Annotated in this window: 17 protein-coding genes; 2 read left to right on the forward strand and 15 right to left on the reverse strand. The window is 72.0% G+C overall.

Annotated elements, in window-relative coordinates; translation table 11 throughout:
* Positions 1-26: 26 nt before the first annotated feature.
* From ABD143_RS13860 to ABD143_RS13900, 9 genes are all read right to left on the reverse strand, one after another.
* Positions 27-1,712, reverse strand: coding sequence for a sodium/solute symporter (locus ABD143_RS13860; protein ID WP_343976747.1), 1,686 nt, complete (start codon positions 1,710-1,712; stop codon positions 27-29).
* Positions 1,709-2,080 (reverse strand): hypothetical protein, encoded by a 372-nt coding sequence (locus ABD143_RS13865; protein ID WP_343976750.1) that lies wholly within the window; start codon positions 2,078-2,080, stop codon positions 1,709-1,711. The genes ABD143_RS13860 and ABD143_RS13865 overlap by 4 nt, the downstream gene beginning before the upstream one ends.
* The gene (locus ABD143_RS13870; RefSeq protein WP_379659741.1) at positions 2,077-2,886 is read right to left on the reverse strand and encodes a LytR/AlgR family response regulator transcription factor; all 810 of its coding nucleotides are present in this window, start codon (positions 2,884-2,886) and stop codon (positions 2,077-2,079) included. Before ABD143_RS13870 ends, ABD143_RS13865 begins: the two co-directional genes overlap by 4 nt.
* On the reverse strand, positions 2,883-3,968 hold the full coding sequence (locus tag ABD143_RS13875) for a sensor histidine kinase (protein ID WP_343976756.1): 1,086 nt from the start codon (positions 3,966-3,968) through the stop codon (positions 2,883-2,885). The genes ABD143_RS13870 and ABD143_RS13875 overlap by 4 nt, the downstream gene beginning before the upstream one ends.
* A 148-nt stretch (positions 3,969-4,116) precedes the next feature.
* On the reverse strand, positions 4,117-5,124 hold the full coding sequence (locus tag ABD143_RS13880) for a sugar phosphate isomerase/epimerase family protein (RefSeq protein ID WP_343976759.1): 1,008 nt from the start codon (positions 5,122-5,124) through the stop codon (positions 4,117-4,119).
* Complete coding sequence (locus ABD143_RS13885; RefSeq protein ID WP_343976762.1) at positions 5,124-6,311, reverse strand: Gfo/Idh/MocA family protein; 1,188 nt, start codon at positions 6,309-6,311, stop codon at positions 5,124-5,126. Before ABD143_RS13885 ends, ABD143_RS13880 begins: the two co-directional genes overlap by 1 nt.
* Positions 6,308-7,375, reverse strand: coding sequence for a substrate-binding domain-containing protein (locus tag ABD143_RS13890; RefSeq protein ID WP_343976764.1), 1,068 nt, complete (start codon positions 7,373-7,375; stop codon positions 6,308-6,310). The genes ABD143_RS13885 and ABD143_RS13890 overlap by 4 nt, the downstream gene beginning before the upstream one ends.
* A gap of 20 nt (positions 7,376-7,395) precedes the next feature.
* Positions 7,396-8,388 (reverse strand): ABC transporter permease, encoded by a 993-nt coding sequence (locus tag ABD143_RS13895; protein ID WP_379659753.1) that lies wholly within the window; start codon positions 8,386-8,388, stop codon positions 7,396-7,398.
* An 83-nt stretch (positions 8,389-8,471) separates the two neighbouring features.
* Entirely contained in the window at positions 8,472-10,028 is a 1,557-nt protein-coding gene (locus ABD143_RS13900) for a sugar ABC transporter ATP-binding protein (protein WP_343976767.1), read from the reverse strand.
* A gap of 113 nt (positions 10,029-10,141) precedes the next feature.
* Here ABD143_RS13900 and ABD143_RS13905 point away from each other — a divergent pair, with 113 nt between their 5' ends.
* Entirely contained in the window at positions 10,142-11,395 is a 1,254-nt protein-coding gene (locus ABD143_RS13905) for an ROK family protein (protein ID WP_343976770.1), read from the forward strand.
* Between the two features lie 493 nt (positions 11,396-11,888).
* Entirely contained in the window at positions 11,889-12,551 is a 663-nt protein-coding gene (locus ABD143_RS13910; RefSeq protein WP_343976773.1) for a lysyl oxidase family protein, read from the forward strand.
* A 217-nt stretch (positions 12,552-12,768) separates the two neighbouring features.
* On the opposite strand, the gene gcl is transcribed toward ABD143_RS13910, so the two are convergent.
* From gcl to ABD143_RS13940, 6 genes are read right to left on the reverse strand one after another with little or no spacing between them, the layout of a single operon-like run.
* On the reverse strand, positions 12,769-14,535 hold the full coding sequence (gene gcl, locus ABD143_RS13915; protein ID WP_343976776.1) for a glyoxylate carboligase: 1,767 nt from the start codon (positions 14,533-14,535) through the stop codon (positions 12,769-12,771).
* A gap of 2 nt (positions 14,536-14,537) precedes the next feature.
* Positions 14,538-15,419 carry a 2-hydroxy-3-oxopropionate reductase gene (locus tag ABD143_RS13920; RefSeq protein WP_343976779.1) on the reverse strand — a complete coding sequence of 294 codons (882 nt, stop codon included), beginning with the start codon at positions 15,417-15,419 and terminating at the stop codon, positions 14,538-14,540.
* Complete coding sequence (locus ABD143_RS13925) at positions 15,416-16,219, reverse strand: hydroxypyruvate isomerase family protein (RefSeq protein WP_343976782.1); 804 nt, start codon at positions 16,217-16,219, stop codon at positions 15,416-15,418. Before ABD143_RS13925 ends, ABD143_RS13920 begins: the two co-directional genes overlap by 4 nt.
* Positions 16,216-17,247, reverse strand: coding sequence for an allantoicase (alc, locus tag ABD143_RS13930; protein WP_343977428.1), 1,032 nt, complete (start codon positions 17,245-17,247; stop codon positions 16,216-16,218). Before alc ends, ABD143_RS13925 begins: the two co-directional genes overlap by 4 nt.
* Positions 17,248-17,249: 2 nt before the next feature.
* Positions 17,250-18,560, reverse strand: coding sequence for an allantoinase AllB (gene allB, locus ABD143_RS13935; protein WP_343976785.1), 1,311 nt, complete (start codon positions 18,558-18,560; stop codon positions 17,250-17,252).
* On the reverse strand, positions 18,557-18,925 hold the full coding sequence (locus ABD143_RS13940; protein WP_343977431.1) for an allophanate hydrolase-related protein: 369 nt from the start codon (positions 18,923-18,925) through the stop codon (positions 18,557-18,559). The genes allB and ABD143_RS13940 overlap by 4 nt, the downstream gene beginning before the upstream one ends.
* Positions 18,926-18,981 lie beyond the last annotated feature (56 nt).

An 18,981-nucleotide genomic window follows, 5' to 3' on the forward strand; every position in this document is an offset into this window, starting at 1 on the left:
GTTATGACGCCGGCGGGTCCCGGAACTCATCGGCCGCTGCGGCTTTCATCCCGTCCGGGAAGTTCTGCCTCGTTCAGGTGCAGCCGCAGCATCGCCGCCGACGCCCACGACGGCGGCCGTCCCTGCAACGAGACCAGCACCATCGTCGCGAACGCGAGCGGCACCGACCACAGCGCCGGCTGCCCCAGCAGGATCGCCGCGAGCCCCGGCGGGGCGCCGAGCACCAGATCGACGCCGATCACCCCGGCCGAGGCGAGCAGCCCGACGACCATGCCCACGATCGCCCCCTGCGCGGTGAGCCGCGGCCACCAGATGCCGAGCACCAGCAGCGGGCAGAACGTCGACGCCGCCACCGCGAACGCCGACGTCACCAGCACACCCACGTCCAGCCGCGCCGCAGGGAGCGCGAGCACCACCACGACGATCGCCGCGACGATCGGCGTGAAGCGCAGCCGGCGCAGGGTGCCGGGCACCAGGTCGTGGGACAGGGCGCCGGAGACCGCGAGCAGCAGCCCGAGCGAGGTCGCGAGGAACGCCGCGAAGGCGCCGGCCGTGAGCAGGGCTGTGAACAGCACACCCGCCCAGCCCCCGTCGACGCGGGCCGGCAGTGCCACCACCACGGTGTCGGTGCCCCCGGCGAGGTACAGCTCGGGCAGGAGCACCGCGCCGAGCAGCCCGTAAACCGCCGGGAAGAGGTAGAACACCCCCAACATCCCGACGGTGATCGCGGCGGTGCGCCGGGCGCCGCGGCCGTCCGCGCTGGTGTGGAAGCGGATCAGGATGTGTGGGAGCCCCATCGTGCCGAGCACGGTGGCCACGAGCACCGACCACGTGGCGAGCAGCGGGTACCCGCCGGGGTCGAGCAGCGGGCGGGCCCAGTCCCCACCACCCGGTGGACCCACGCCGACCTGCGGCACGGCAGCCCCCGCCGGGAAGACCCAGGTGCTCCCGGCGTCCGCCGCGTGCCGGCCCGGGGCGAGCTCCTGCTCCGCCCCGCCCTCCACGACGACGCGGGTGGGCGCGGTGATCGTGAGCACGGTGTCCAGGCGGAACTGCACTGGCGTGGTCGCGGCGAACTGGGTGAACTCCACCGGGGTGAGCGCGTCGCGCCGGACCTCCGGGCTGACCTGCAGCAGCAGCCAGATCGCCGGCACGATGAACAGCACCAGCTTGAGCACGAACTGGAACGCCTGCACGTACGTGGCAGCGCGCATCCCGCCGAGGGCGAGTGTGATGCTCACGGCCGCCCCCGCGATCACCACGCCCACCCAGTAAGGGCTGCCGCTGACCACCCCGAGCACCTGCCCGGCCGCGGTGAACTGTGGCACGAGGTAGAGGACCCCGATTACGAGCACGACCACCGCCGAGAGCCGCCGCAGCCCTGGCGAGCCCAGGCGGGCCTCCGCGAAGTCGGGCACGGTGAGCGCACCCGTCCGGCGCATCGGCGCCGCCACGAGCGCGAGCATCGCGACGTACCCGGCCGCGAAGCCCACCGCGTACCAGAGCGAGCCGACGCCGTCCTTCACGACTAGACCGGCGATCCCCAGAAAAGAGGCCGCCGACAGGTATTCGCCCGAGACGGCGGCCGCGTTGACGGTCGGGGAGATCCGGCGCGATGCGACGAGGAAGTCCGACGTGGTACGCATCGCGGCGACCCCGCGCGCGCCGATGAGCAAGGTGATCAGCAGCACCGGGACGATCGCGAGGATCAAACGTCCTCCCGCCCGGAGCGCCCCATCTGCTCGACCCGCTCGGCCCGGCGCAGCTGCCAGCGGGCGAGCAGCGCGAGCACCGGGTACGGGAGCACCGCCACCGCGAGCCACGAGACCGGGACACCGAGGAACCGCGACTGATCGAGAACCGGAGCGGCCGCGAGCAACAGCGGCAGCCCGAACAGCAGCGTAGCCAGCAGCGCGAGCACGACGACCGCGTACCGCAGCTGCCGCCGATGGATTCGCCTTGCCCGTTCGGCGTCGGCGGGCGCCAGGTGCGGATGCGCCACCGCGGCGCCCGAGCGCCTACCGGCGAGCGCGAGCCGGGTCTGCGGGCTCGTCACCGCCACCCGCCTCGGCCTGCTCACCTCGACTGTCCGCGGTCCGTCGGCTCGAACGCGCCGCGGGTGGCCGCCTCCAGCAGGTGCTCCCGCAGCTCGCGGGCGTGGCGGCGGCTCACCGGGACGTCACCGACGTCGGTGTGGGCGAGCAGCCCGCCGGACAGGTCGCTGCGCAGCTCGCGGACGGCCGGCACGGCGAGCAGGTAGCTGCGGTGCACGCGGCTGAACCCGGCGTGCTGCCAGTGCTCCTCCAACCGCGAGATCGGGATCCGCACGAGGTGCGCGCCGGTGGGGGTGTGCAGCCGGACGTAGTCGCCGTGCGCCTCGACGAACCGTACGTCGTCGCGGCGGACATAGCGGGTGCGCCCGGCGAGCTCGACGGGCACGGCGGCGAGCGCGTCGACGGGGCTGGGCGCCGGGGTGGAGCCGGTCGCCCCTGCGAAGCGGCGCACGCGCACCAGCGACGCGGCGAGCCGTTCCGCGCTGACCGGTTTGAGCAGGTAGTCCAGCGCGCCGATGCCGTACGCCGACGCGGCGTGCTCCTCGTAGGCGGTGACGAACACGACCACCGGCGGGTCGGTCATGCGGGCCAGCAGCGCGGCCAGCTCCAGCCCGTTCATGCCGGGCATCGAGATGTCGAGGAACACGGCATCGAGCGGGCCGGCCTGGATCAGCCGCAGCGCGGTGATCGGGTCGCCCGCTACCGCGACGTCCGCGACACCGGGCGACTCCAGCAGCAGCCTCCGCAGCTCCTCAAGGGCCGGCGCGACGTCGTCCACCGCGAGGATCCGTAGTCCGCGTCCCGCCACAGGATCCGGCGCGTTCAACGTCACGAGACAACCACCCCCGGCTGGAAACGCGGCAGGCGCAGCACCACCCGGGTGCCCGCGCCGACGGCGGTCTCGACGACCAGGCCGTAGCCGGCCCCGAAGACGGTGCGCAGCCTGCGGTCGACGTTGACCAGCCCCAGACTGCCGGGTGTCCCGCGCCCCGCCAAGACCGCAGCAGCGTACTCCGGATCCATACCCGGCCCGTCGTCCTCCACGGTGATCACGCACTCCGTGCCGTCAGCCTCGCCGCTGACCTGCACGAACCCGCTGCCGCCCGGCAGCTCCACGCCGTGCCGCACCGCGTTCTCCACCACCGGCTGCAATGCGAGGTAGGGCAGCGCGACGGGCAGGATCTCCGGCGCGATCCGGATCTGCACGCGCAGCCGCTCGCCGAGCACGGCCCTCGCGAGCGCCAAGTACGCCTCGATCGCCCGGAACTCCCCCGCCACCGTGGTGTAGTCGCCGTGGCGGGCGAGGCTGTGGCGGGTGTACTCGGCGAAGTCGAGCATGAGGTCGCGGGCCCGTTCCGGGTCGGACTTCACGAACGACGCGATCGTCGTGAGGCTGTTGTAGACGAAGTGCGGCGAGATCTCCGCGCGCAGCGCCCGCAGCTCCGCCTGCTCGGCGACGGCGGCCGACTCCTCCAGCCGGGCGCGTTCGAGGGCCTCACCCACCCAGAGCGCGGCCTCCCGGACCGCGGCCGGCGCGACTGGCCCGGTCACGACCAGCACCCCGGCCAGCTCCTCGCGGACGTGCACGGGCAGGGCCACCATGCCGTCAGCCGTGGCCTTCGAGTCGGTGGCGAGCACGGTGCCCGCGAGCCGCTCGGCCCGTGGATCGTCGGCGGGGTGCCCCGCCCACACGAGCTCGCCGTGAAGCCCGCCGAACGCCACGGCCTCGGCGTCGAGCAGCCTGCGCAGCCCTCGAACGGCCGCGCCCGTTCCGCCGGCGCCGCCGCGGAGCTGGGCCGCGACGCGCCTGCCCGCGGCGAGCGAGGCCATCGCCTCGGCGCCCCCAAGTCCCCGCTGCGCCCGCCGCCAGCGGCGCCGGGCACGCTCGGGCGCAGGAACCGCGTCGACGTCCATCGCTGGCCCTCCGTCCGGACGATGTGACGTTAAGCCACGGTGCCGAACCAGGCCACACTCCCTAGTGTTCAGGAAAGCCACATTCAGGAACCCTCGGGGTCTGAATGTGGCTTTCCTGAACTTCGGACGGGGGCGCCGCCCGCTCCCGTCAGTCGCTGCTGCTGAACGCCGAGTCGAACGCCGCCGACGGCGGGTCGAACGCGGTCCGCTTCACGAAGGCGAGCGCGTCCGGCGCACCGACGAGGCGGTCCATGCCGGCGTCCTCCCACTCCACGGAGATCGGCCCGTCGTAGCCGATCGTGTTGAGCATCCGGAAGCACGCCTCCCACGGGACGTCGCCGTGGCCGGTGGAGACGAAGTCCCACCCGCGCCGCGGGTCCGCCCACGCCAGGTGCGAGCCCATCCGGCCGTTGCGGCCGTTGCCCACCTGACGCTTCGCGTCCTTGCAGTCCACGTGGTAGATGCGGTCCTTGAAGTCCCACAGGAACCCGACCGGGTCGAGGTCCTGCCACACGAAGTGGCTCGGGTCCCAGTTGAGCCCGAACGCCTCCCGGTGCCCGACGGCCTCGAGTGCCGCCACGGTCGTCCAGTAGTCGTAGGCGATCTCGGACGGGTGCACCTCGTGCGCGAACCGCACGCCGACCTCGTCGAACACGTCGAGGATCGGGTTCCAGCGCTCGGCGAAGTCGCGGTAGCCGTCGTCCACCATCGACTGCGGCACCGGCGGGAACATCGCCACGGTCTTCCAGATCTTCGACCCGGTGAACCCGATGACGGTGTTCACGCCGAGCTTGGCGGCGGCACGCGCAGTCACCTTCATCGCCTCGGCGGCACGCTGCCGCACGCCCTCGGGCTCGCCGTCGCCCCACACCCGTGCGGGCACGATCCCCTGGTGACGTTCGTCGATCGGGTCGTCGCAGACGGCCTGGCCGGTGAGGTGGTTGGAGATCGCGTAGACCTCCAGCCCGTGCTTGGCGAGGATCTCGCGGCGGCCCTCGACGTACCCGTCGTCCTCCACGGCGGCCCACGGGTCGAAGTGGTCGCCCCAGCAGGCGATCTCGAGTCCGTCGTAGCCCCACTCCCCCGCCAGCCGCGCGACCTCCTCGAATGGGAGGTCGGCCCACTGGCCCGTGAACAGCGTGATCGGTCGTGCCATCAGCTCTCCTCGGAAATCGTCTGCCACCCGCTGCCCGCCGCAGCGGACCGCACCACGGCGTCGAGTACCTCCTGGACCTGCAGCCCGTCCGCGAACGACGGCGTGGGGTCGGTGCCCGCCGCCAGGTCGCGCACCAGGTCCACGACCTCGTGGGTGAATGAGTGCTCGTAGCCCAGCAGGTGCCCCGGCGGCCACCACGCGCCCGCGTACGGGTGTGTCGGCTCGGTGGTGAGGATGCGCCGGAACCCGGCCGTGTCCGGGTCCTCCGTGCCGTCGTAGAAGGACAGCTCGTTCATGGACTCGAAGTCGAACGCTAGTGAGCCCGCGCTGCCGTTGACCTCCAGCCGCAGCGCGTTCTTGCGTCCGGTCGCGAACCGGGTGGCCTCGAAGCTCGCCACCGCCCCGCCACCGAACCGCCCGATGAAGAGCGCGGCATCGTCCACGGTGACGGGCCCGCGCTCGCTCGACCCGGACGCCGACAGCCCGCTGGAGGCCTGGGGCAGCGGCCGCTCCTTGACGAACGTCTCGGAGAGCGCGGAGACGCCGGTCAGCCGGTCGCCGGTCACGAACTGCGCCATGTCGACGATGTGGGCGCCGATGTCCCCGAGCGCGCCCGATCCGGCCCGTTCCGCCTGCAGCCGCCAGACCAGCGGGAACTCCGGGTCGACGATCCAGTCCTGCAGGTAGACCGCCCGCACGTGCCGCACCTGTCCGATACGGCCCTGCTCGACCAGCCGCCTGGCCAGCGCCACCGCGGGCACTCGCCGGTAGTTGAAGCCGACCATGCTGCGCACGCCCTTGGTCTGCGCCTTCTCCGCCGCGGCGACCATCGCCCTGGCCTCGTCGACAGTGTTGGCGAGCGGCTTCTCACAGAGCACGTGCTTGCCCGCCTCGAGCGCGGCCACCGCGATCTCGGCATGCGTGTCGCCCGGCGTGCAGATGTCGACCAGCTGCACGTCGTCGCGGCGCAGCAGCGCCTTCCAGTCGGTCTCGGTGGTCCGCCAGCCCATCTTCTCGGCCGCCGCCGCGGTGGCGGCGGCGTCCCGGCCGCACAGCACCGCCATGTCCGGCGTCAGCGGGAGGTCGAAGAAGCGCCCCGCCGTGCGCCAGGCCTGGGAGTGCGCGGCGCCCATGAACGCGTAGCCGACGAGGCCTACGCCGAGTCTTTCCGCCGTGCCTGCTGTCATGACTCGAAACCGAGGGGCAGGTAGTCCGCTACGTTCTCGCGGGTGATCGTCGCCGAGGCCAGCGTGATCGAGGCCGGCACCTCCCGCTCCGCGAGATCGTTCATGCCCCGGCCCTGCGCGACGAGCCGCGCGAGCGCGATGGCGGAGGAGGCCATCGAGGGACTGTAGGTGACGGTGGCCTTGAGCACGCTGGAGTCGGCCTGGATCTCCCGCATCGCGTTGGCCGAGCCCGCGCCGCCGACCATGAAGAACTCGTTTCGCCCGGCCTGGTTGATCGCGGCGAGCACGCCGATGCCCTGGTCGTCGTCGTGGTTCCACATGGCGTCGAGGCGCGGCGCCGCCTGCAGCAGGTTGGCCGTGACGCGCTGACCGCCCTGCGCGGTGAAGTCAGCGGCCTGGCGCGGCCCGACGGCGAACCCGTAGGTCTGCAGGGCGTCGCGGAACCCGGCGCTGCGCTGCTCGGTGAGCGGCAGGTTGTCGATGCCCGCGACCTCCGCGATGATCGGGTTCGCCACCCCAGCCGTGCGCAGGCGCTCGCCGATGTAGTGCCCGGCGCTCGCGCCCATGCCGTAGTTGTCGCCGCCGATCCAGGCCCGGTAGGCGAGCGGCGAGTCGAAGATCCGGTCGAGGTTGATCACCGGGATGCCGGCGTCCATCGCCTGGCGGCCCACCGAGGTGAGCTGGCTGCCGTCGTTCGGCAGGATCACGAGCGCGTTCACGCGGTCGTTGATCAGCGTCTGCACCGCCGCGATCTGCTGCGTGACGTCGTTGGTCGGGTTGACCGGCTTGAACGTCACGTCCGGGTACTGGTCGGCCTGCGCCTTGGCGTTGTTCGCGATCGCGGCGATCCAGCCGTGGTCGGCGGCCGGCGCCGAGAAGCCGATGGTCACCGGGGTGCCGGACTCCGCGTTGTTGCCCGCCGCGGGGGCGGCGGCCACGTTCGCACCGGACGACGGGGCCTCGTTGCTGGTGCAGGCCGTCAGCGCCGCGGTGGCGCCGACGCCGAGGGCACCGGCTAGGAAGCCCCGCCGCCGCAGGCGGGCCGGGAGAAGGGGTTCGGACATGGTGGACTCCTTCGTTGGGGTCAGCCTGATGCGGGCGACCGCTGCGCCCGGGTCTGGATCAGCACCGCGACGACGATGATCACGCCCTTGGCGATGTTCTGGACCTCGGTCGCCAGGTTGTTGAGGATGAAGAGGTTCGTGATCGTCGTGAACACGAGCACGCCGAGGATCGAGCCGATGAGTGTGCCCCGCCCGCCCGTCAGGAGCGTGCCGCCGATGATCACCGCGGCGATGGCGTCCAGCTCATAGAGCGTGCCGTGGGTGCTCGACCCGGTCGTGGTGAGCGACGTGATCATGACCGCCGCGATGCCGCAGCACAGGCCGGACACGACGTAGAGCAGGATCGTGTGCCGCCGCACGTCGAGGCCGGCCAGGCGGGCTGCTTCGGGGTTGCCGCCGATGGCGAAAGTCCGCCTGCCGAACGTCGTTCGGTTGAGCACCACCCAGCCGACGGCCACCACGGCCGCGAAGATGTAGACCAGCAGCGGGATCCCGAGCAGCCGGGTGTTGGCGATGCCCGCGATCACCGAGTCCGTGACGATCTGGCTGCGCCGCCCGGAGATCTGCTCGGCGAGGCCCTGCGCCGAGATCAGCATGGCGAGCGTGACGATGAACGGGACGATGCGCCCGTAGGTGATCAGCAGCCCGTTCACCAGGCCCGCGCCGACGCCGACCGCGACGGCACAGAAGATCATCACTGCCGGCCCGAAAGACTGCGTCGCGACGGTCGTGCTCCACACCGACGCCAACGCCATCACCTTGCCGACCGACAGGTCGATGCCGCCGCCGATGATCACGAACGTCACGCCGACCGTCAGGACGCCGATGATCGACGCCGAGGTCAGGATCGTCAGCAGGTTCGCCGTGGTCAGGAAGGTGTCGGTGGTTACCACGCCCACGACCCCGAGGAGCACCAGTACGGCGACGAGGCCGAAGTTGCGCCCGGCGCCGCTGTCGAGCACCCGGGAGAAGGAGGACGGGCGGGGCTCCGCCTCCCGTGCCGCGCGTTCCACGCGGCCCCGCTCGTCGGCGGCAGGTGCCGCGCTGGTCTCGCTGGTCTGCACGGCGGGGTCCGCCGGCGGTGCGCCCTGCTCCGTCACGTCGCTCTCCCCTCGCTCGCCACGCCGGTCGGGACGGGCGCGCCTCCGACCGGCGCGGCCGCCTCCATCACCAGGTCCAGAACCCGGCCCTCGTCCAGTTCGCCGCTGGGTGCCTCGTGCACCACGCGGCCCTCGCGCACGACCAGCACCCGGTCGGCGAGGCCCAGCACCTCAGGAACCTCGCTGGACACCATCACGATCGCCGCGCCCTGTGCGGCGAGCTGCCGGATCAGTGCGTAGATCTCGCTGCGCGCGCCGACGTCCACGCCACGGGTGGGCTCGTCGAGCAGCAGCACCGAGCAGCCCTGCAGCAGCCAGCGGGCCAGCACGACCTTCTGCTGGTTCCCGCCGGAGAGCGTGCGCACCGCGCGGGTCGCGTCGGCCGGGCGGACGTCCAGCTGGTTCGTGATCTCCGAGGCGGCGGCGAGGTCGGCGTCCGGGCCGAGGAACCCGCCGCGGGCGAACCGGCCCATCGAGGGCAGCGACACGTTGCGGAAGACGGGCTCGGCCAGCAGCAGGCCCTGGCTCTTGCGCTCCTCGGGAGCGAGGCCCATACCCGCCCGCACCGCGGCCGGCACCGAGCCGGCGCGCAGCGCCTTGCCCCGGACCCGCACCGTGCCCCCGGCGGCCTTCCGCGCACCGTAGACCGTCTCGACGATCTCGGAGCGGCCCGAGCCGACCAGCCCGGCGAGACCCACGACCTCCCCGGCGCGCACCGCGAAGGAGACGTCGCGGAACTCCCCGGTCCGCGACAGCCCCTCGACCTCCAACACCACCTCGTCCGAGATCGGCGCGGTGCGCTCCGGGAAGACGTACTCGATCGCCCGGCCGGTCATCAGGCGGATGACATCGGCGGTCGGGGTGGTGCGGGCAGGCAGGTTGCGGGCGACGGTGCGGCCGTCCTTGAGCACCGTGACGCGGTCGCCGATCTCGCGGATCTCCTCCAGCCGGTGGGAGATGTAGACGACCGCGACTCCCTCGGCCGTGAGCTCGCGGATCACCCGGAACAGGTTGTGCACCTCTTCGGGGTCGAGCACGGCCGACGGCTCGTCCATGACGATCAGGCGCGCGTCCTTGGCCAGCGCCCGCGCCATGCTCACGATCTGCTGCCCGGCCGCCGACAGCCGGCCCAGCTCGCGGCGCGCCGGGATCTCGGGGTGGCCCAGCCGTTGCAGCAGCTTCCGGGCGATCTCGTCGGCCTCGCGCAGCCGGCTGAAGCCCAGGCGCGACGGCTCGTGGCCGAGCACGACGTTCTCGGCGACCGTCAGGCCGGGCACGAGGTCGAGCTCCTGGTAGATCGTGGCGATCCCGGCGGCGTCGGCGGCCTGCGGCGACGGGAACGCCACCGGCCGGCCGGCCCACGTGATCTCGCCTGCGTCCGGCGTGTGCGCGCCGGCCAGCACCTTGATCAGCGTCGACTTGCCTGCGCCGTTCTGACCGAGCAGGCAGTGCACCTCACCCGCGGCGACGTCGAGGTCGACCCCGTCGAGCGCCCGGACGCCGGGGAACTGCTTGACGATGCCGCGCATCGCGAGCAGTGGCTCTGTTGTCATCTCACCTCGCTGTGGCCGGGACCGGCGGGGGGAACCGTAGGAGAATTGACCAGTGCCGTACAACGACGGAATAATGCGTCTTCCCGTCATATTTCCGTCGATATCGGACCGTGATGCTCCCCTCCTCCCCGCTCCCGCCGCTGCGACTGACCGCGCCGCCGCTGTCCGGCCGCGTCGAGCCCGCCGTCACACTCAGCACGGTCGCCCGGCTGGTTGCCTCCGGCGCCGCAGTGAGCAAGGCCGACCTGGTGCCCGCCGCCGGGCTCGCCCGCACGACCGTCAGCACGGCCGTGGACGAGCTGCTGGCCAGGGGCGTTCTCCGGCTCGACGGCACGCGGCCGACGGCCGGACGCGGCCGCCCCGCCGACCGGCTCGCCCTGTCGCCGCGCGGCGGGCACGTGCTGCTCGCGGACGTCGGCGCCACCAACGCCCATCTCGCCGTCGCCGACCTCAGCCAGCAGGTGCTCGCCCACACCCACGTGGACGTGGACGTGCGCGACGGGCCGGAGGTGGTGCTCCGGACGGTCGAGACCCAGCTCGCCGCCCTGCGTGGACAGACCTCCGGCGTGCCGGTGCGCGCCGTCGTCATCGGGCTGCCGGGCCCGGTGGACGGCAGCCTCGGCATCCCGGTCCGGCCGCCGATCATGCCGGGCTGGCACGCCTACCCCGTGTCCGCACGGCTCCAGCAGACCTTTCAGTGCCCGGCGGTGCTGGAGAACGACGTGAACCTGCGCGCGCTCGGCGAGGCGCGGGCCCTCCCGGCCGACCAGGTGCCACTGCTGTTCGTCAAGGTCGGCACCGGTATCGGCGGCGGGCTGATCAGCCGCGACGGCGTGCTGCACCATGGCGCGGACGGCGCGGCGGGCGACATCGGGCACGTCCGCGTGCGCGGCGCCCCCGACGACACCTGCGTGTGCGGCAACGTCGGCTGCATCGAGGCGGTGGCGTCCGGCGGCGCGATAGCGCGCCGGCTGGGAGCGCGCGGCCCCGGCGGGACCGGCTCGGTGACGATCGCCGACGTCGGCACCCTGGTCGCCCGCGGGGACCCGGTAGCGGTCGGGGCGGTGCGCGAGGCGGCGAACCTGATCGGCGAGCTCGTGGCCACGCTCGTCCACTTCTACAACCCCGCCCGCGTGACCATCGGCGGCGCGCTCACCGCCGCGAGCGACGAGCTGCTCGCCGGGGTGCGCAGCGTCGTCTACCAGCGAGCGCTGCCCCTGGCCACCCGCAACCTGGTGCTCACCAACAGCGTGCTCGGCGAGCACGCCGGCCTGGCGGGCGCGATCGTGCTGGGCATCGAACGGGTGCTGTCCCCCGACTCGATCGGCGCCCTGCTGAGCGAACGCCCGGCGCCGGCCCGGCGCTGAGGGCGCCCTTCGGGTGGATCACCGCCCGGCGGCATCTCCCCGGGCGCACCGGCTGCGCCCGGCCGGAGCACGGCTCATGCAGCGCCTGCGCCGTTGGGCCAGTACGTCGAGTCCCAGGTGGCCAGGGACGTCAGCACACTGTTGGAGAACAGCGGGCCGCAGCTGGGCTCGATGTTCCATGACTACCAGGAGAAGGCCAGGGCGACGATTCTCAACACGCTCCGAGAGGAGCGCTGTAGATATCCAGTGCCCAGGGGAAACGGCAGGCACCTCCAACCCTGCGAAGTAACGCGGTCCGGCGTACCTTGCCACTCGGTCGTGCCCCACGGTTGATGAAGGTGATCGGATGGGAATCCATCGAGTCCGACTGGACTATCTTGCTCTCTCGATGATGTCCGGGGTCGTGCTTGCCGCGACAACGGCTTGTGCGGGCGGAACGAGTCCCACAGATCCGACGCCGGGCTGGTCGGCTGCGGTACCGGTAGATCCTGCCGTGAACACGGTCGCGGCGAACGCCCTGCTTCCCGACCTTGTGATGCTGCCGCTCACCGAATTCCACCTCCATCGGTACAATGGCCGGCCGATACTCAGGTTCTCCGCGCTTGCCAAGAACATAGGTGCAGGTCCGTTCGAGTTGACGGGTTCCCGCCCCGGCACCGGTACGGCTGACATGGACGTCATCCAGACGGTGCATCACGCCGACGGAGGAAAGAAGACCATCCCCACGGATGCGGTGATGCGCTTCTCCGCCTTCGACAAACACGATCACTTCCACGTCCAGGACTTCGAGGAGTACTGGCTCGCCCCGGTCAGTACTGCCGATGCGGGTCGCGGAAACAAGGAAGGCTTCTGCATCGAGGAGGATCTCCGGCAGGACGGGCAGGTGCCGAAGGCCTACGGCGACTGCGGGGAGGATCATCCGGAGCTCCTGACCGTACAACAGGGCCTCTCAGTCGGCTGGGTGGATCGCTACGCGTGGAATCTGGATCGTCAATTCATCTACCTCGACGACCTGACTCTTCCGGGCGAATTCTGCGTCTCCGCAACCGCCGATCCGAGGAGCTTTTTCACGGAGAAGACGCGGGACAACAATACTACGTCGGCTTCGGTCCGAATCTCGAAGATGGGCGTAGACGTGATCAAGAAAGGCTGCTGACGGGGACTGCTTGGAACCGCCAATGAAGGTCAATTCCATAGCTTCTCATCTGCCCGGGGTCCAGGACGCTGTAAGGATGCCGCCGACGATATCGGCGATAGCGCCGAGGAGAAGCTGGCTCGGGATTGCACATCGGCCCTGGACGGCAGCCCGCAGGAGCCGTAAGCAGGCTCCCTGAGCGCATGATCGCTTCACCACGCGCTCAGGGAGCACACGCTCAGCTGGGCAACGGGATCGTCTCCGTCGGGGCGTCCGCCCCGGTCTGCGCCAGCTCCTCGAACTCGTTGACCGCGTTGATCTCCAGGCCCATGGAGATGTTCGTGACGCGCTCCAGCACCACCTCGACCACAACCGGAACCCGGTGCACGGCCATGAGCTTCTGGGCTGCGGCGAAGGTGGACTCCAGCTCCCGCGGGTCGGTCACCCGCAGCGCCTTGCAGCCGAGGCCCTCGGACACCTTGACGTGGTCGACGCCGTACTTGCCCAGCTCCGGCGAGTTGACGTTGTCAAAGCCGAGCTGCACGCAGAAGTCCATGTCGAACGCCCGCTGCGCCTGCCGGATGAGGCCCAGGTAGGAGTTGTTCACCACCACGTGCAGGTACGGGATGTTGAACTGCGCCCCGACCGCCAGCTCCTCGATCATGAACTGGAAGTCGTAGTCGCCCGACAGCGCCACGACGAGCGCGTCCGGGTCGGCGACGGCCACGCCGATGGCGGCCGGGACCGTCCAGCCCAGCGGGCCGGCCTGCCCGCAGTTGATCCAGTGCCGCGGCTTCTGGACGTGCAGGAACTGCGCGCCGGCGATCTGCGAGAGCCCGATCGTCGAGACGTAGCGGGTGTCGGGCCCGAACGCCTTGTTCATCTCCTCGTACACCCGCTGCGGCTTGATCGGGATGTCGTCGAAGTGGGTCTTGCGGTGCATCGTGCCCTTGCGGTGGGCACAGTCGGCCACCCACTCGCTGCGGTCGGGCAGCGTCCGCTCGCGCGCCGCCTCCAGCATCACCCGCAGGAACTCGCCTGCATCTGAGGTGATGCCGAAGTCGGGCGCGAAGACCCGACCGATCTGCGTGGGCTCGATGTCGACGTGCACGAACTTGCGGCCGGCCCGATAGACCTCCAGCCCGCCGGTGTGCCGGTTGGCCCAGCGGTTGCCGATGCCGAGCACGAAGTCCGACGCGAGCATCGTGGCGTTGCCGTAGCGGTGCGAGGTCTGCAGTCCCGCCATGCCCGCCATCAGCGGGTGGGCGTCGGGGATGGTGCCCCAGCCCATCAGGGTCGGCACGACGGGCACGTTCAGCAGCTCGGCGAGCTCCACCAACTCGTCGGAGGCGTCGGCGTTGATGATCCCGCCGCCTGCCACGATCAGCGGCCGCTCGGCGGCGGCGAGCATGTCGAGCACCTTCTCCGCCTGCGCCCGCGTGGCCGCGGGCGGGGTCACCGGCAGCGGCTCGTAGGTCTCGACGTCGAACTCGATCTCGGCCAGCTGGACGTCGATGGGCAGGTCGATCAGCACCGGGCCCGGCCGGCCCGACCGCATCAGCTGGAACGCCTTCTGGAAGGCGCCCGGCACCTGGCCGGGCTCCAGGATCGTCGCCGCCCACTTCGTGACCGGCGCGGCGATCGCGGCGATGTCGACGGCCTGGAAGTCCTCCTTGTGCAGCCGCGCGACGGGCGCCTGCCCGGTGATCGCCAGGATCGGGATCGAGTCGGCCGACGCCGAGTAGAGCCCGGTGATCATGTCGGTGCCCGCGGGGCCGGAGGTGCCCACACAGACGCCGATGTTGCCGGGCTCGGTGCGGGTGTAGCCCTCGGCCATGTGCGAGGCGCCCTCGACGTGCCTGGCGAGCACGTGCTTCAGGCCGCCGTCGGCGCGGACGGCGTCGTAGAACGGGTTGATCGCGGCCCCGGGGAGGCCGAACAGCTGCGAGATGCCCTCCTTGTGCAGGATCGCGACGGCGGCATCGACAGTGCGCATACGGGCCATGGTCAGAGATCCCTTCCGGAGAGCTGTTCGACGAGCAGGAGCAATGCGCTGTGGTCGAGCTCGCCGTGGCCCGTGGCCCGCAGCGCCTCCATCAGCTGCGCGACGTGCGCGCCGATCGGGATCGCGACGCCCGCCTCGCGTGCGGCGTCCGTCGCGATGCCGAGGTCCTTGTGGTGCAGATCGACGCGGAAGCCCGGTGTGAACTCCCGGGCCCGCATCGCGGCGGCCTTGCGGTTCAGCACGGTGCTGCCCGCGAGCCCGCCGCCGAGCACGGCGAGGGCGGCTTCGGTGTCGACGCCGTGCGCCTCCAGGAACACCAGCGCCTCGGCGAGCAGCTGGATGTTGCCGGCGACGACCAACTGGTTGGCCGCCTTGACCGTCTGCCCCGCCCCGGCAGGGCCGACGTGCACGACGGTGGCGCCGACGACGTCCAGGTAGGGCCGGGCCGCCTCGACGTCCTCGGCCTCGCCGCCCACCATGATCGAGAGCGTGGCTTCCTTGGCGCCCGCCTCGCCGCCGCTGACGGGGGCGTCGACGACCCGGACGCCGAGCTTGACGCCGGCCGCGGCCACCTTGCGGGCGACGTCGGGGCGGATCGTGGAGCAGTCGATGTGCAGCGCACCCGGTTTCGCGGAGGCGTAGACGCCCTCCGGGGAGAGCACGACCTCCTCGACGTCGGGGCTGTCGGGCACCATCGTGATGACGACCTCGGCCTCGTGCACGGCGTCAGCCACACACGACGCGGCGCGCCCGCCGCGCTCCACGAGCGCGTCGACGGCCGGCCGGGAGCGGTTGAAGCCCACCACGTCGTGCCCGGCGTCGATCAGGTGGCCCGCCATCGGCGCGCCCATGATCCCGAGCCCGATGAAGGCGATGGTCGTCATGAACCACCACTCCCACTGCCTGCCGAGTCGGCGCTGATCCAGTCGAACGCCCGGTCGCTGGTGGTGGAGGCCTTGTACTCCAGCCCGATCCAGCCGGTGTAGCCGCCGCGCTCGAGGGCCGCGAAGTGCCGCGGGAAGTCGATCTCGCCGGTGCCGGGCTCGTTGCGGCCGGGCGCGTCGGCGATCTGGACGTGCGAGATCCGGTCGATGTGCTCGGCGAGCACGGCGTCGACGTCGTCACCGTTGACGGTGAGGTGGTACAGGTCGGCGAGCAGCCGCACGTTCGGCGCGCCCACCTTGTCGATCACCGCGATCGCGTCGGCGGCGGTGAGCAGCGGGTAGCGCTCGGCGCCGCTGACCGGCTCCAGCAGCACCGCGGCGCTCGTGCGGCCCGCCGCATAGGCGAGGTTCTCGAGTGCCAGCGCGTCCTGCTCGGCCGGGTCGACGCCGTCGAGACGGTTCCCGTAGAGGGCGTTGAAGACCTCGGTGCCCAGCCGCTCGCCGATCTTGACGGCGATGTCGACGCTCGCGCGGAACTCGCCCTCGCGCCCGACCCAGGACACCAGGCCGCGGTCGCCGCCGGGCATGTCGCCCGCAGCGAAGTTCAGCCCGGTCAGCCGCACGCCCGCGTCCTCGATGGAACGCACGAACGCGTCCACCTCGGCCTCGGACGGGGTGGCGGTGGGGAACGGCCACCAGAACTCGACGGCGTCGAAGCCCGCGGCCTTCGCCGCAGCCGGCCGCTCGAGCAGCGGTTGCTCGGTGAAGAGGATCGAACAGTTGACGGTGTAGCGGGTCATGGAGAGTCCTCGCCATGGTCGCGGGTGGTCGGGGTAACCCCGGCACGCCAGCGTTGGCCCAATTCCGCCCGTCCCCTGTCGGTCAGGCGGCCGTGCATTCGGAGCCGTGCCGTGCCGCCGTCCGGATGGATGTCCAGCCGGACGTGTGTGGTGGGCGGGGCCGCGCCCAGCGGGAAGCGATGGCGGGTGTCGGGGAGCAGCGCCGTGCGGGGCAGCAGCTCGACCCATCCCCCATCAGTTTTACGGCCGCGCAGAGTGGCCCAGCCCGGCGCGTTGTGCAGGAAGTAGGTGGTGTCGATCTCGGCGACCGCGATCACCGACTCCCCGCCGAGCGCAACCTCGACCCAGTCGTTGCCGTCGTCGCGGCGGCGGGCGGTCTCCCAGCCCTCGCCCATGTTGCGCGGCGGCCCGGGCAGCAGCAGGTTGTTCGGCGAGCTGTAGAAGATGTTCGAGCACGCGACCACCCGGCCGCCGTTCTCGATCGCGGCGAGGTCGACGGTGCCGAGCGCGTCGAGCAGCGCGGGGTCGGGCAGCGCCTCCCCGTGCACGCGCAGCCGGGCCACGCCGCCGTCAGGGTGGATGCGCAGCCGCACGTGCGTGACGCGCCGGTCGACTGCGACGGTGAAGGCGTTCTCGGTGTCGCCCTTCACCGGGCTCCGCGGCACCAGCTCGGTCCAGCCGTCGGCGGCAAGCAGCTCCGCGATGGACGGGTGGCCGTCGGCGGCGAGACCCTCGACCGAGACCTCGGGCGGGAAGTTGCCGGTGAAGAACGCGGTGTCCACCACCACGCCGCGGACGACGCCCGGGGCGCCGAGCCGCACGATCGCTTCATCGTGCCCCTGCTCGCGGCGGCGGCGGGTCTCCCAGCCGTCGTAGACCTTGCCCTTGTGGCCGAAGTCGGCGGCGTCGAAGACCGCCGGACGCGGCGTGACCAGGTTCTCCTTTGCCGCGAACGCCTCGTCGTTGGCGTACACCACGGCCCCGCCGACGTTGCGCGCGGCGAGGTCGGGAAGCTGCCGGAAGTCCATCGTCACGCCGCCCCCCGCACGAGCAGGCGGCCTCGCGGCGGGCCGTCGAGGTCCACCGGCCGGCCACGCAGCCAGGTCGCGCGGACCACGCCGGAGAGCTCCCGCCCGGCGTAGGGGGTGACCGGGTTGCGGTGGTGCAGCTCCCCGACGGTGAACGTGGCGTCGGGCGCGAACACCGTGAGGTCGGCGTCGGCTCCGGGGGCGATCCGGCCCTTGCGCTCCAGCCCGACGAGCCCGGCCGGGCGCTCCGCCATCCACCGGACGACGTCGGGGAGCCCGTGCCCGCGCTCCCGCGCCTGCGACCAGACGATGGGCAGCCCGAGCTGCAGCGACGCGATCCCGCCCCATGCCTGCCCGAAGTCGCCCGTCTCGAGGCGCTTGAGGTCGGCAGTACACGGCGAGTGGTCGCTGACGACCATGTCGATCGTGCCGTCGGCGAGGCCCTGCCAGAGCGCGTCACGGTTGCCCGCCTCTCGCACGGGTGGGCAGCACTTGAACCGGGTGTCACCGTCGGGCACCTCCTCGGCGGTGAGCGCGAGGTAGTGCGGGCAGGTCTCCACCGTGACGCGCACGCCGTCGGCCCTGGCCTGCGCGAGCAGCGGCAGCGCGTCCGACGACGACAGGTGCACGACGTGCACCCGCGCCCCGGTCTCCCGCGCGAGCGCAAGGAGCGTGGCGATCGCGCGGTCCTCGGCCGCCCGCGGGCGGGATGCCACGAAGTCGGCGTAGCGGCGCCCGGCGACCTGGCCGATCAGGTCGCCGTCCTCGGCGTGGACGATCATCAGCCCGTCGTGGGCGGCCACGGCGCGCAGGGCCGCGGCCAGGTCCTCCCCCACCAGCGGCGGGAACTCCTCCACGCCGCTGTCGAGCAGGAAGCACTTCACGCCGAACACGCCGGCCTCGTGCAGCGCCGCCAGCTCGCCCGCGTTGCCCGGGACCGCGCCGCCCCAGAACCCGACGTCGACGCTGACCTGCCCGTCGGCGGCCTTGCGTTTGACGTCGAGCGCGGCCACGTCGACCGTCGGCGGGAGTGAGTTGAGCGGCATGTCCACGATCGTCGTGACGCCGCCCGCGGCGGCCGCTCTCGTCGCCGAGGCGAAGCCCTCCCACTCGGTGCGGCCCGGCTCGTTGACGTGCACGTGGGTGTCGACAAGGCCGGGGAGCAGCACCTCGTCGGCGGCCAGCACGACCTCGCGCACGTCGACGGCCGCGTCGAGGGGCAGGACCGCCCCGATCCGCTCGCCGTCCACCAGCACGGTGGCGGGGCGCTCGGCCCCGTCGACCACAGCGCGCTGCGCGCGCACCGCGATCACGACTGCTCCCGGTACGCGCGCCAGCTCGCCAGCTCGGAGATGTCTGTGAGCGGCGGGACCTTGGAATGTTCGCGACGGAGGATCATCGCGAGCGACCCCGTGCCGTCGGCCAGCTCGACGACCCCCAGCTCCAGCCCCTCGGGCTCACCGGGGAGCAGCACCTCGCGCAGCTGCTCGTAGGACAGGTCGTAGACCTCGCCCTCGACCGCCGCGCCGCCCTCACCCACGTCCTCCAGGGCGGGGTAACGGCCGTCGACGGCGTGGAAGCGGTACCGCGGCGCGGTCGTCGTACGGGCAACGAGGGGCGCACCACCGACGAGGTGGTGATCAGCCCCTCCGGCCATTGCCGTCCCGTTCAGAAACATCAGCGGCACACGTCCTCCTTGCATACGGTATACACCCTGCGGCCGGTTGGCACCAT

The sequence above is a fragment of the Pseudonocardia aurantiaca genome, assembly GCF_039526725.1.
Classification (GTDB): Bacteria; Actinomycetota; Actinomycetes; order Mycobacteriales; family Pseudonocardiaceae; genus Pseudonocardia; species Pseudonocardia aurantiaca.